Origin of the sequence: Paraburkholderia unamae (assembly GCF_003096875.1) — a bacterium.
Lineage (GTDB): Bacteria > Pseudomonadota > Gammaproteobacteria > Burkholderiales > Burkholderiaceae > Paraburkholderia > Paraburkholderia unamae.
Genome location: NZ_QEOB01000003.1, coordinates 1 through 13,458, shown reverse-complemented (window position 1 = coordinate 13,458; position 13,458 = coordinate 1). Strand labels below are relative to the sequence as shown.

At 62.0% G+C, this 13,458-nt stretch carries 13 protein-coding genes; 8 read left to right on the top strand and 5 right to left on the bottom strand.

The features are described from left to right. Positions 1 to 71 precede the first annotated feature (71 nt). The 4 genes from modB to C7402_RS06835 are packed head-to-tail and all read left to right on the top strand — an operon-like array spanning position 72 to position 3,134. Positions 72 to 746: a molybdate ABC transporter permease subunit gene (gene modB / locus C7402_RS06850; RefSeq protein ID WP_116610097.1), complete on the top strand. Its 675-nt coding sequence runs from the start codon at positions 72 to 74 to the stop codon at positions 744 to 746. 17 nt (positions 747 to 763) lie between these two features. After that, complete coding sequence (modA, locus tag C7402_RS06845) at positions 764 to 1,516, top strand: molybdate ABC transporter substrate-binding protein (protein ID WP_112175029.1); 753 nt, start codon at positions 764 to 766, stop codon at positions 1,514 to 1,516. 12 nt (positions 1,517 to 1,528) lie between these two features. Beyond that, positions 1,529 to 2,320, top strand: a complete 792-nt coding sequence (locus C7402_RS06840; RefSeq protein ID WP_112175030.1) for an ABC transporter ATP-binding protein — start codon at positions 1,529 to 1,531, stop codon at positions 2,318 to 2,320. A gap of 1 nt (position 2,321) precedes the next feature. Next, the gene (locus C7402_RS06835; protein ID WP_112175031.1) at positions 2,322 to 3,134 is read left to right on the top strand and encodes a TOBE domain-containing protein; all 813 of its coding nucleotides are present in this window, start codon (positions 2,322 to 2,324) and stop codon (positions 3,132 to 3,134) included. Between the two features lie 481 nt (positions 3,135 to 3,615). Here C7402_RS06835 and C7402_RS06830 read toward each other — a convergent pair whose 3' ends face one another. The 3 genes from C7402_RS06830 to C7402_RS06820 form a co-directional block, all read right to left on the bottom strand. Beyond that, on the bottom strand, positions 3,616 to 5,298 hold the full coding sequence (locus C7402_RS06830) for an ABC transporter permease subunit (RefSeq protein ID WP_112175080.1): 1,683 nt from the start codon (positions 5,296 to 5,298) through the stop codon (positions 3,616 to 3,618). Beyond that, complete coding sequence (locus tag C7402_RS06825) at positions 5,295 to 6,311, bottom strand: ABC transporter ATP-binding protein (RefSeq protein ID WP_112175032.1); 1,017 nt, start codon at positions 6,309 to 6,311, stop codon at positions 5,295 to 5,297. The genes C7402_RS06830 and C7402_RS06825 overlap by 4 nt, the downstream gene beginning before the upstream one ends. 81 nt (positions 6,312 to 6,392) lie before the next feature. Next, complete coding sequence (locus C7402_RS06820; RefSeq protein WP_181565725.1) at positions 6,393 to 7,409, bottom strand: ABC transporter substrate-binding protein; 1,017 nt, start codon at positions 7,407 to 7,409, stop codon at positions 6,393 to 6,395. 275 nt (positions 7,410 to 7,684) lie between these two features. Between C7402_RS06820 and hisN the strand changes: the two genes are divergently transcribed. Together hisN and C7402_RS06810 are read left to right on the top strand one after the other, a co-directional pair. Then, positions 7,685 to 8,476, top strand: a complete 792-nt coding sequence (gene hisN / locus C7402_RS06815) for a histidinol-phosphatase (protein ID WP_116610096.1) — start codon at positions 7,685 to 7,687, stop codon at positions 8,474 to 8,476. Positions 8,477 to 8,520: 44 nt separating this feature from the next. Further along, positions 8,521 to 9,291: a DeoR/GlpR family DNA-binding transcription regulator gene (locus C7402_RS06810; RefSeq protein WP_112175034.1), complete on the top strand. Its 771-nt coding sequence runs from the start codon at positions 8,521 to 8,523 to the stop codon at positions 9,289 to 9,291. Between the two features lie 75 nt (positions 9,292 to 9,366). Here the strand turns inward: C7402_RS06810 and C7402_RS06805 are convergent, their stop codons facing one another. Next, positions 9,367 to 11,034, bottom strand: coding sequence for a Na/Pi cotransporter family protein (locus tag C7402_RS06805; protein WP_112175035.1), 1,668 nt, complete (start codon positions 11,032 to 11,034; stop codon positions 9,367 to 9,369). 69 nt (positions 11,035 to 11,103) lie between these two features. Continuing rightward, positions 11,104 to 11,730 carry a DUF47 domain-containing protein gene (locus tag C7402_RS06800; RefSeq protein ID WP_112175036.1) on the bottom strand — a complete coding sequence of 209 codons (627 nt, stop codon included), beginning with the start codon at positions 11,728 to 11,730 and terminating at the stop codon, positions 11,104 to 11,106. Between the two features lie 120 nt (positions 11,731 to 11,850). On the opposite strand from C7402_RS06800, the gene C7402_RS47605 reads away from it, so the two are divergent. Beyond that, entirely contained in the window at positions 11,851 to 12,072 is a 222-nt protein-coding gene (locus C7402_RS47605; RefSeq protein ID WP_112175037.1) for a TonB C-terminal domain-containing protein, read from the top strand. Positions 12,073 to 13,135: 1,063 nt separating this feature from the next. Beyond that, positions 13,136 to 13,458: helix-turn-helix domain-containing protein (locus C7402_RS06790; RefSeq protein ID WP_133254450.1), on the top strand; the 323-nt coding region annotated here is incomplete at its 3' end.

Genomic DNA, 13,458 nt, shown 5'->3' with positions numbered 1-13,458 from the left:
ACCGGCCCACGAATGGCCCACATCTTGCAACAGGTGATGTGAAGCCTGATTCATAACGTGGAGTGTCGGTAATGTCGGATTCCCTTCATCGGATGGACTGGTCGCCGTTCTGGTTGTCGCTGCGCGTCGCGGGGGTCGCGACGGTGTTTGCACTCGTCGCCGGGATTGCCCTCGGCTGGTTGTTCGCGCGCCGGCGCTTCCCCGGCAGCGCTGTCGTCGAAGCTGTCTGCATGCTGCCGCTCGTGTTGCCGCCGACCGTGATCGGCTATGCGTTGCTGGTCGCGGCCGGGCGGCGAAGCGTTGTCGGCGGTTGGCTCTACCGGCAGGCCGGCTACACGATCGTCTTCAACTGGCACGGCGCTGTGCTCGCGTCGGCGATCGTCGCGTTGCCGCTCGTGCTGAAGTCCGCTAACGCGGCGTTCGCGGGCGTGGACCGTTCGCTCGAGGCCGCGGCGCGGACGCTGCGACAGTCGCAGTGGTCGGTGTTCGTGCGCGTCACGCTGCCGCTCGCGTGGCCCGGCATCCTTGCCGGCACGCTGCTCGCGTTTGCACGCGCGATGGGTGAGTTCGGTGCGACGCTGATGGTGGCGGGCGACATCCCGCATCAGACGCAGACGCTGTCGATGGCGATCTACGACGCGATGCAGGACGGCCGCGATCAGGCTGCGTTGTTGCTGGTGTTCGTCACGTCGATCCTGTCCATCGCTGTGCTCGTGCTGTCTGGCCGCTTTTTTTCCCTTCGCTGATTTCGTGGAGCCCTTTCGTGAAACGTCTTCTCGCCTTCCTGTTCGTCGGTCTGGTCGCGGCAGCGCCGTGTGTCGCGTTCGCGCAGCAGCTGACCGTTTCTGCCGCAGCCAGCCTGACCGACGCGTTCAAGGAGGTGGGCGCGAAGTTCGAGGCGACACATCCGGATGTGACGGTACGCTTCAACTTCGGTGCATCGGGCATGCTGTTGCAGCAGATCCGTCAAGGCGCACCAGTCGACGTGTTCGCGAGCGCCGATGAGCAGACTGTCACGCGCGGCGTCGAAGCCGGGCTGTTTGACGAATCCACGCGCCGCGATTTCGCGACGAACGCGCTGGTGCTGATCGTGCCAGCCGCACAGGATTCGCCGGTGAAGAGCGTGATGGACCTGTCGAATCCGGCGGTGCGGCGGATCGCCATCGGCAAGGTGTCGACCGTGCCGGTAGGCCGCTACACGCAACAAGCGCTCGAAAAGGCGATGCTGTGGGATGCGCTTGCGCCGAAGTTTGCGCAGGCAGACAGCGTGCGTCAGGTACTGGATTACGTCTCCCGGGGGGAAGCCGACGCGGGCTTCGTCTATCGCACCGACGCCGCGCTGATGCCGGGCAAGGTTGAGATCGTGCAGGCAGTTGGCGGACACGATCCGGTGACCTACCCGGTCATCGCAGTTAGCGCGAGCCGCGAAAAGGCGCTCGCGAAGGCGTTCCTGGATTATCTGCTGACGCCTTCTGCGCAGGATATCCTGAAGCGCTACGGTTTCTCGCAGTCCTGACGCCGCCGCACGATGATTGACATCGATCTCGAGGCGACCATCTCTGATGGCGCGCGACATTTCGCTCTCGGAATGCGGTTCGTGTCCGACGCGACGGTGATCGCGCTTTACGGACCTTCGGGCGGCGGAAAGTCGATGACACTCCAGGCGATCGCGGGGCTGCTCAGACCGCAGCGCGGACATGTCAGGATCGGCGACCGCGTGCTGTTCGATTCTGTGCAGCACATTGATCTGCCGCCCGAGCAACGCGGCATCGGCTATCTGTTCCAGCACTACGCGCTGTTTCCACACCTGAGCGTGCGGGAGAACGTCGCGTTCGGGTTGACGAACTGGCGGCGCCGAAGGCTTGCACCAGTCGACACTCACCGCGTCGACGAATTGCTGGAGATGTTCGGGCTCGCCGCGCTGGCGGCGAGCCGCCCGGCGACGTTATCAGGCGGTCAGCAGCAGCGCGTCGCGCTGGCGCGCTCGCTCGCGTGTCGTCCTGGCCTGCTGCTGCTCGACGAGCCATTCGCCGCACTGAACCCGCTGTTGCGCGAGGATCTGCGCAGGCAGCTTGCCTGCGTGTTTGCGCGCTGGAATTTGCCAGTCGTCATGATCACGCATGACGTTGACGATGTTCTCGCGTTGGCGCAGGTCGCGTTTGTCGTGGAGCGCGGCAGCGTGACCCGCGAAGTCGACGTTCGGCGAGACCAGCCGCGCGCGGTGACGACCTGCTCGTTGTTGCCCGAACGTACGGTCGAGCCGCTCACCGCGAACGCGTACCGCGTGCGCGAGCTGCTCCACGTGCAGGCGGAATGTTGACATGCGCCGGAACGCGTCCGTCGCCGCCGGCGCGACGTTACTCGGGTCCGAGTTGAAGCTGGCCGGTCGTCTCGATGCGCGCTTCTTCGCGTTGATGGAGGCGATCGACCACACTGGCTCAATCAATCGTGCGGCCCGAACGGCAGGCTACAGCTACAAGGGCGCGTGGCTGTTGCTGGAAAGCGCGGCCAATCTTGCCAGCCAGCCGCTGGTCGAAACAGGAACGGGCGGCAAGGGTGGCGGCGGCACGCGCCTCACGCCAGCGGCATTCACGCTGCTCGACGCGTGGCGTCAGCTGGAGGCTGCAAACCAGGCATTCCTGCGCGAGCAGGAGGCGTGGCTCAACCGGTTGCCGGCTGTGGCCGGCCTTCTCAGGAGAATCGCAATGAAAACGACCGCGCGTAACCAGCTCGCCGGAACAATTGACGCTGTTATACCAGGGCCGGTTACTACCCAGGTGTCGGTGACGATACCGGGTGGCCAGCAGGTGGTCGCGACCATCACGACGGCCGCTGCCGGACGGCTGAAGCTTGAGCCCGGGAAGGAGGCGATCCTGCTGATCAAGTCATCGGCGATCGTGCTCGTGATCGACTTCGCCGGCTATACGCTGTCGGCGCGTAACCAGTTTTCCGGAACGATCTCGCGGGTCGAATGCGGTGCGGTTTCTTCGCTGGTTGTGCTGACGTTGCCGGGTGGCACCAGCCTGACTGCGAGCGTCACCAACGACGCCGTCGATGCACTGTCGCTGGCAGTCGGTATGCAGGCGACAGCTGTATTCAAGGCATATTCTGTGATGGTGGCCACCACGGCGTGACCTTAGGCGGTCTTCTGGTGATTACGCTAAAGCAGCCCAGTCAGTGATGGCAGCAAAGGCCGCCGAATGCCCCTTCGTCCCGTTCAGTCGAATGGGAGGTTGCAGTTAACGTAGACGAAATCTGAACGTCGGCGCAACCATCGATCTGAACGGCGCATTCTGGGCGGTGTGGAATTCGGCACTGATCTGCCAATATCAGTCGTGCGCCAACAGTTTGATAACGGGTGCCATTGATTTCGCATTCCCGTGTCAACCGCCGTTCGCGACGGTGATGAGTCTGTTGCGAACTCCGACTTCGTATTCAAGTTTGTGCGCTACCCGCTAACGCGCAGAACTATCTGTATCGATGCGGCCGGGGAAGTGCCGACCATGATTTAGACCGTGTCCCCAGAGAGATGAAACCGGTACTGACATACGACCGCGCCGTGCACCTGCGCGAACTGGGTGCACGGTCACTTATCGCATAGCGATTCGATCGTCATCACACGACGTCGCATTGCAGCATCACGCGCTTCATCGCAAGACGCATGAGCGCCAGGGCAAGCGACGTTACGACCATGATGCACGTGGAGTAAGCGGCGGCCTGCGAGACGAAGCCGTTTTCATCGAGTTGCATGACAGCGACTGAAGCGAGATTCAGCGCAGGCGTAACGAGAAAGACAACGGCTGACAGCGTTACCATTGAGCGCATGAACAAAAAGAAAAACACGCTCACAGCAGTTGCGGCGACGAAGGGAAGCACGGCATCCTGGAGTGCATGGCGTAGGCCGCCTCCCAGGCAATCCACGACTTCCTCGAGCGCTGCCGGCACCGCGCGCAACCCCGTGCTCATCGTGAGAAAGCCCTGCGTGTGATAGTGATAGAAGTTGCAGAGCACGATAACAGTGGCGCTGCCATAGAGCCATGTCCCCAGCGGACCGCTATTGAATGCGAGAATATAAGCGAGACCGACAACCATCCCCGGCACGGCGGCTGGCAGCACGGCCACGGTGTAAATCAGCCTCGACACCGCGCCCGGCATGCGGCGCGCGCCATAGCTCAGGCAGAACAGCAACAGCACGCCCAGTGCGGCCGCCGCGAGCGAGATTTCCAGCGACGTGATGATTGCGCCATATCCGCCGGACAATTCGCCCCGGTAATTGGCGAGAGTCAGTTCGAGCCGGTACGGCCACAAGCGTACGAAGCTTGCAAAGACGACGGTCGCGACGGAAGCCACGATCGGCAGCAGCGCGAGCAGGCAGCCGACACCGAGCAGCCTGTCACGCAGGCGATTCACACGGGGCGTCACTGATACACGGCTCTCCGATGCCCCGCCGAATTGCCGCTGCGAAGCCATGCGCTCGATATACACCGAGGCGAGCGAAGGCAGCAGCAAGACCATGCCGACCGCGGCGCCCGTGCCGAAGTTCATCTGCCCGGAAACCTGGTTGTAGATCTCCGTGGCGAGCACGTGATAGTTCCCGCCGATCACCACCGCATTGCCGAAGTCCGTGATCGTCACGGTGAACACGACGAAGGCGGCGGACAGCAGGCCAAAACGCACATTCGGCAAGGTGAGTGCAAAGAATTGCTGCCAGCGTCGCGCGCCGAGCACGTCGGCGGCGTCGTAGTAGCGGGCGTCCGATTGTGAGAGCGCCGCGCCGATAATGAGCACAGCCTGCGGCAACGCATAGATCACGTCGGCGATCAGGAGTCCCCAGAAACCGTAGATCTCGACGTCCCAGCCGGTCCACTTGTGCACGAGGCCATTGCGTCCGAGCAGGAACAGCATGCCGAGGCCTTGCATCAGCGAAGGCGCGAGCATCGGAAGCAGCAGCGTCGCGCGGATCATGTTCGGCGCAGGCAGGCGCGAGCGCTGTAAGCTGAACGCGATCATGAAGCCGAGCACGATGCTCACGAGCGTCGTCGCGGCGCTCAGCACGAGGCTGTGCCACGCCGCCTCCAGCATGCCGGGCGTGCGCCAGAGCGCGACATAGTTGCCCACGCCCAGTCTCGCGTCGCCATTCACGAGGCTATGCCACGCGATAACCGCAAGCGGATAGAGGAAGAACAGCGCGAGACAGGCAAGCGGCACCGCGACCATCGCGACGCGCAGCACGGCGCCCATCGTGCGGCCCGTGCGCTCGACGCGCAGGCGATTCGTGGCAGCAAGCGAGGCGCTCATGCCGCCACCCATGCGCAGCGATCGTTGGCCACGGAAAGGGTGACCGGCGCGCCTGCTTCCATCGGCAGGCCACGCGGCTGTTCGGCGAGCAGTTCGCGGCCGCACCAGTGCAGGCGTATGCGCGTGGTGCTGCCGAGGAAGGTCGAGTCGATCACGCGGGCGGGCGCGCCTTCGCTGTGTGCTCCCGGCGACACCGTGAGATCCTCGGGACGCACGCACGCTTCGAATGCGGCATCGGCGCCGCCCGGATGGTGCGTCATCAAGGCAGGGAATGCATCGCGCACCCACGACGCAGGCAGCAGGTTCGAGGTGCCGATAAAACTCGCCACGAAGCGCGTGCGCGGGCGCTCGTATAGTTCGCGCGGCGAGCCGATCTGCTCGATGCGCCCGTGATTCATGCAGATGATCTTGTCTGCGAGCGTGAGTGCCTCTTCCTGATCGTGCGTCACCATGATGGTGGGAATGCGCAGACGGCGCTGGACATCGTGAATTTCGCGGCGCATTTCGACGCGCACCTGTGCATCGAGTGCGGAGAGCGGTTCGTCAAGCAGGAGCAGCGAGGGATCGACGGCGATGGCGCGCGCGATCGCGACGCGTTGCTGTTGACCGCCGGAAAGCTGGCCCGGATAGCGGCCGGCGAGATGCGGCAGGCGAATCAGTTCGAGCAGTTCCTTGCAACGTGCGTCGATCTGCGCGCGCGGCACGCCGCGAATCTTCATCCCATAGCCGATGTTCTGCGCGACCGTCATGTTCGGGAACAGCGAGTAGGACTGGAACACGATGCCGAAGCCGCGTTCGCGCGCGGGAATCTCCAGCAGCGAGCGCGTACCCATCATGACACTTCCGCCGTCGGCGTCGAGCAGGCCGGCGATGACGCGCAGCAGTGTGGTCTTGCCGCAGCCGCTCGGACCCAGCAGGCAGACGAACTCGTCCTCCTGCACGTCGAAATGAATGCGTTCGAGCGCGACGTGCCCGGCAAATGTCTTGAAGAGATCGGAGACGGTGAGATGCATGATGACTTCCCTGAGTGGCCAGGCGAGGTTGCCCGACGTTGCGCCGGGCACGAAACGGACTACGGGACAGCGCGACTGCGCTTAATGCATCACGTCGGTCTTGAAGCGTCTGAGTACTGCATCGTGCATTTTCGCGGAAGCGGCGAAGTCCATCGGGTACAGCACTTTGGAGACGTCGGCGGGCAGGCCTTCGGCGATCTGTTCGGGCGTCGGCTTGATGCCCGGCGTCGTGACGATTTCCTTGTATTGCTGATAGAGCTTCGCGGCGTCGGGCGAGGCGACCCATTCGAGGAAACGCCCGGTATCGGCTTGATGCGTCGAACTCTTCAGCATGCCCGAGCCTTCGAGCTCGTAACCGACATACTTCGACGGAATCACCATCTTCACCGGGAAGCCGGCCTTGATCGACTGCATGGCGACGAACGCGAACGAAGCGCCCACGGCGTATTCGCCGGTGCGCGCGAGCTTGCACGGTTGCGAGCCCGACGGCGTGAACTGCGCGACATTCGCGCCGACCTCCTTGAGGATCTGCCAGCCCTTGTCCTCGCCCGCGCCTTGCAGGATCGCGGCGATTTGCAGATAGCCCGTGCCCGACGAAGCAGGGTCCGGCATCACCACGTTTCCTCTGTAGACCGGCTTGGCGAGGTCTTCCCACGAGGTCGGCATAGGCAACTTCTTCGCGGCAAGCGCGTCGGTGTTCACGCAGAGCGCGGCCATATAGCCGGTCGCGGCAAACCATTTGTCGGCCGGATCGCGGAACTGCTTCGGCAGGCTCGACACGTTCTTGCCGCTCACCGGCGCGAGCTGCTCCGCGATGCGCGGATCGAGCAGATTCGTGAGCGCTTCGCCCCAAACCGCGTCCGCATGCGGCGCGCCGGATTCGGCGATCATGCGCGCGGCGAGGTCGCCCGTGGACAGACGCAGCACGTTGACCTGTACGTCGGGCAGCGCCTTTTTCGCGGCGGCGAGGTACGTGGCGATTTCGTCGCTTTCCAGTGCGGAGTACACGGTGATCTGCCCGGCGCGCGCGGCGTTCGAGATCGTGCACGTGAGCAGCCCGAGGGCGAAAAGCGAAGTCGGTGTCTTGCGGATACGCATTGCGATCTTCCTGAAAGAGTGAGAGGTGACCGAAGAAGGAACCCCACAAAGTCACAAGGCGCGCGCGTTGCCGTCTGTGTCGAACCGTGTGTTTTTGCGCTGTGTGGTTTTGTGGATATTTGCAGAATATTGGCATTGGGTCTAGCAATCAAAAATATCTGCTGCCATGATGGCGACACCACGAAAGCGAGCCTCGCGCGCCTTAGGCGCGGGGGTTTTGCCACACTGTTCACGTCATGGCAGCGGCAGCGCTGCCCCAGAAAAGGGCATTCAAGATGAGTCAGGAAAGCGACGATGTGCTGCGCGAATTCGAGGCATTCGCGGTGCTGCTCGCCGACGAGGCACGCGAGATCTCGCTGAGCTATTTCCGCAAGAAGCTCGACATCGAGACCAAGTCGGACGAGAGCCCCGTGACCATTGCCGACCGCGAGATCGAGGCGCATATCCGCGCGCGGCTCGCGCAGCGCTTTCCCGCGCATGGCATCTTCGGCGAGGAACACGGGCGTGAGCGGACGGACGCGGAGTACGTCTGGGTCATCGATCCGATCGATGGCACGCGCAGTTTCGTGACGGGCTGGCCGATCTGGGGGACGCTGTTCGCACTGCTGCGCAACGGCGAGCCGGTGCTCGGCATCGTCGATGTGCCCGTGACCGGCGAACGGTGGATCGGCGGCAAACTGGGCGCCTGCGACAGGCAGGGCGTGGCGCTGCACACGAGCGGCTGCACGCGCCTCGCGGCGGCGCATGTCTACGCCACGTCGCCCGACATCTTCGATGCAGCCGAACTGCCGGTGTTCGAAGCGGTGTGCCGTGGCGCCGCGAGCCGCCGGTTCGGCGGCGATTGCTACAGTTACGCGATGGTCGCGGCGGGCTACGTCGACGCCGTCGTCGAAGCGGGCTTGCAGCCTTACGACTATCTGGCTATCGTGCCGGTCGTGGAGGCCGCGGGCGGGCGCCTGACGGACTGGCAGGGCTGCGCGGTGGGAATGGGCAGTGACGGACGTATCATCGCTGCGGCCACACAGGAGCTGCATGCGCAGATCCTCGAGATCACACGCCGTCTTTGAGCGCGAAAGCAGAGCCGGACAAGCTATGAGGGGGCAGACAGTCCATGTTGGTTGAGGAGCGATATCGCCGCATTCGCGCGCTGTTGAAGGCGCACGGCACCGTGTCGGTCGAGCATATGACGGAGGCGCTCGGCGTCTCGCGCGAGACGATTCGCCGCGATCTCGTCGAGCTCGACACGGCGGGCGAAATCCGCCGCGTGCATGGCGGCGCGATGTTCGTCGAGAGCGAATTGCCCATCGGCGTGCGAGCGGGCATTCGCGTGAAGGAAAAGCGCGCGCTCGCGCGCGGTGCGCTGGCGCATATCGGCAGCGGACAGACGCTGTTCATCGACGCAGGGACCACCACGGCGATTCTTGCCGAAGCCCTCGCTTCGCTGAGCGGTCTGCACATCGTCACGAACTCGGTGGCCGTCGCCAACGAGCTGGCTGGCGAGCGCGCCGCAAAGTCGGGCGGCCATGCGGTGCATCTGCTGGGGGGCGCATTCAATGCGCCGGTTGGCGCGACGTATGGCGGTGCCGCGATCACCGAGGTGCATCGCTTTCACGCCGACATTGCCTTGCTGTCACCTGTCGGCGTGGACGCGGTGCATGGCGCGACGAGCTTTATTCAGGAGGAAGCGGAAATGGCCGACGCCATGAGCCGCAATGCGAAGCAAACCCTTATCCTCGCGGACTACTCGAAGATCGGCGTGCGCAGCAGGGTGGTGTCGTGTCCCGTCGAGCGCATGTCGGTCATCGTCACGAACAGTCGGGCGGCGAAGTCGCCTCAAGCCCAGGCATTGGGCGACGTGGTGCCTGCAATCGAGTACGTCTGAGACTGCCTCGTTCTCGACTGGCTCGATCGCCGAACGGACGGCATGGCGTCTTCATCTGCTGCGTTTCGCGCTGCCTCACTCCTTCGTGTGCAGACTGTCCAGCGAACGTTTGCGCAGGCGAGTTTCATGAAGCGCGCCTGCGGCGTCGAGCACGGGGTAGGCTGTCGAGCAGAAAAGCGAATTCAGGCGCTTCATGTTGCTGATGAGATCCAGGTGCAAGGCGCTGGTTTCCACACTGCGCATCGACTGTCCCGCAAGCCGGTCCAGATGCTTGTGGGAATACGCGCGCTCAAGATCGCGAAAGCGTTCCTTTTCGGCCAGAAGCTGCTCCGCGCAGCGCAGATCGTTGTTCAGAAAAACGGACAGGCCGAGCCGGAGGTTGCTCACCAGCCGCGCGTGGAGATCGTCGAGTTCCCCCAATCCTTCCTCGGAGAAAGCGAGTCGTTGAGAGATCTTTTTCTCTTCGATGTCGCTCACGATGCGCTCGATGATGTCGCCCGCATGCTCGAGATTGATCGTGAGGGAAATGATGTCCGTCCAGCGCTGGCTTTCGGCTTCATCCAGCTGTTCGCGCGAGATCAGGGTCAGATAGCTTTTGACTTCGGCGTATAGCTGGTCGACATCATCGTCCATCCGCATGGTTTCGCGCGCGACGGCGAGATCGTTGCGTCTGAGCAGCTCGGAGACGTTCTCCAGCATCACGCTGACGATGTCGCCAATCCGCAGTACTTCGCGCGACGCGTTGGCCAGCGCGAGTCCCGGCGTGGCAAGCCCGGCAGGATCGAGATGCAGCGGACGCAGTTCGCCTGCCACCAGTGGGCGGTCGGGCAACAACCGCCGGCTGATGGCGGCGACCCGGTCGACCATGGTGAGGCAGGCGCAGCATCGCACTGTGTTGTAGATGAGATGGAAGCCGACTACGGCCTCGCGCGGATTCGCAATGATGACCGGCAATACGCGTGCGAGCAACGATGCGAACGGCAGGATAATCACCGCACCGAGGAGCTTGAATGCGAAGCTGCCCGCGGAGAGGCGTCGAGCCGCAGCATTTTGAGGCAATGCGCTCATCAGCGCGAGCAGCCCGCTGCCGAGATTCGCGCCGACCACCAGACACAATGCGACCTTCAGCGAGATGACGCCGGAGGAGGCGAGTGTCGCGGTCAAAAGAACGGCCGCGAGGCTCGAATACGAGAGCATCGCAAAGGCCGCGCCGACCAGTGCATCGAGCATCGTGTCGCCGGTCAGGGCGCTGAACATCACCCTGACGCCGGTGCCCTGCATCATGGGTTGCGCGGCTTCCACAATCAAATGAAGTGCAAGCAAGATCAAACCTAGCCCGATGAGCGTGCGCCCCGTTTGACCGACGCGCGTCTGCTTGCGCGTGAGAAAAAGCGGCACGCCGACGAGTATCAGCAGCGGCGACAACCACGACAGATCGAGTGTCAGCACCCGCGCCATGAGCGCGGTGCCAACGTCGGCGCCCAGCATGATGGTCAGCCCGCTCGCCAGCGACACCATGCCTTGCGCGGCGAACGACGAGATGATGACCGCCGTGGCGTTACTGCTTTGTACGAGGCTGGTGACGCCTAGACCGGAGAGGAAGGCCTTGAGCCGGCTGCCCGTGCTGCGGCCGAGGATTGCGCGAAGATCGGCGCCTAGCACGCGCAGAATGCCGGTGCGGACGATGTGTGTGCCCCACACCAAAAGCGACACACCGGAAAGCAGATTCAGAAGGATCAACACGATTGGATATCGCGACGTGCAGGATCATCGTCAAGATTGCGAGTTAATTGGATACATGTTATAACTTGCTCAGGCGTTTTCCAGCACGATACCCTGAATTATCTTGGCAGCGTCTTCACACTTATCGGTGATTGTCTCGAGCAATTCGTAGACGCTTTTCAGTTTGATCAGTGTCTTTACATCCTCCTCCTCATGGAACAGTCGCGAGATCGCGATACGTAGCAATCTGTCAACGTTGGATTCAAGCTCGTCGATCTCCCTGCAGCATCCCAGGATCTGTTGCGACTGTTTCATGTCAGAAAGCATACTGACTGCCTGCTGAACCTGAATAACTGTTCGCGTGCTCAGGCGCGCAAACTCGATCGCATCATCGGGCAGCGCTTTCACGTCATACAGCGTTATGGTGTTTGCGACATCCTCAATGACATCGATGATGTCATCCATCGTATTGATAAGCTGTTGGATCTCGTCGCGATCAAGTGGCGTGATGAATGTCTTGTGCAACAGGTCGTTGCAGTCACTGGTAAGCTTGTCGGCAGCCTTTTCGATGATCTTTACATTCCGTCGATGATGCTCCGCATCCTCAAGATTCTCTATCAGCTTTTCGAGAGCGCGACTGCCATCCACAATATAACGGGCGTGAGCATTGAAGAGTTCGAAGAAGTTACCTTCTCTGGGCATGAACCGGCCGAACATAGGGCATCACCTCAGGTTCGACGGTGCGACGCTCGCTCCGTCACAAGAATGACACATCTTACCGCTATTCGGGTTGTATCCTGTTGCGCCAAAATTCGGTGACCTCCGCTCGACGGCCCGGTGTTTGAAACACGGCAGAGCGGGATAGGGTCGGGCAATACGTCGGGTCTCGAAGCGGAACTCTCAGTGCGTTGCTCCCCGAGGAGGACGCTGCTTCCGGCGAAGATCGGGCGCAGCAGCGGCAATCCATCGTGGGACACTGCTGCGTTGCGTGCCGCGCAGCGCCCGGATCCCGATGCCCGCGGACGTCGATTAAAAAAGCGCCTGCAAGCTTTACGGTGATAGTTCGACCATGACCGGCGCTCGCGCAGTCGGCGACGCGAAGTTGCCAGAGCTCGCCGCGTTTTGCCATCGTCTTCGGCGAAAGACGCGTGGGCAGCCGTGTAGTTGCCACGGCCGTCATACCCCGCAGGGAACGCATGGTGCTCTGGAAATACTATCGCGCCGTACAAACTAACTGGCATCTAAGCAATGAATGACCTGTTGATCGTTATTGGCCTCTCCATGTTTGTGCTCTCGCTTGTGGCATTGCTCGGTGTGATGCTCATGGACACGCCACTTTGAGACGCACGAGCGATGCTCTCCATGGTCAGATTCGGTTCGTCCTTCTGTGGCAACTTGAACTGTTGGGCGTGACCCCCGAGATGCGTTCCGGAGTCCGGAGTCCGGAGTCGGGAGTCGGGAGTCGCGACGATTGCGTTCAACGGTAAAGAACTCGTACGCATATGTGGATCCCGCGCATCGATGATGCGACTCACGTAGTGCTGCGCGGCGCCGCGCAACATCCGCACATTATCTTCCGAAAACCGGGATTCTTGAATCCCTTGCTCTGGATGTTTTGCCGAAAACGGGGTATCACGCAAACCCCATTCCTAACGCACATGTAATTGGGAATGCAAATGCGAATCTTGGCCCTCTGGCAACGTGTTGGTTGGTTATTCAGGTTTTGTTGTATTTCAACGGGGAAGGCGGCCGAGCTATTCGTGCAACGAAGCTCGATCGTTTGCTCCGAGCCAAGCTCCCGAGGAAATTGGCCGTGTAATTGTCTCGCGCGCGAAATTTTTGGGTGGCCGCTACTGCTTGTGGTCGAGATTGGGCAACAGTCGCTTAGCTCGCAAACCGGTTTGGTCCTGTGGCACTGGCTGGGGTGGTCAGTTCTCTGGTAACAACGGCGTATCCAATTTAACATAAGTAACATTATCAAATTTTAATTTTGTAGCGGCTAAGTTATAAAGTCCGCTTTTAGCCAAGTTCAGATGTCCGCTTCGCGTTCATCGTAAGCTTGCCGCCCGCTGGAGATCCAGCTTCGGGAGCTTCGATGGCAGCCGCAACAGAACGGATAACAATGACGATGCGCGAGCTGGACAGACTTAAGATCATTCAGGATGTGTTGGACGGCAGGCTCAAACCGTGGCGCGCGGCGCAGCGTCTCGAGCTGACGACACGGCAGATTCGCCGGCTCGTCGCGCGGCTGCGTGAACATGGACCCGAGGGCCTCGTATCACGCAAGCGCTCGAGGCCCAGCAACAACCGGCTGGATGCGAGGACAGCCGATCGAGCCCTGTCGATCGTGCGCGAGCGCTACGCTGATTTTGGGCCCACGCTGGCGTGCGAGAAGCTTCGGGAATGCCACGGCATCCGGCTGGCGAAGGAAACGCTCAGGAAGCT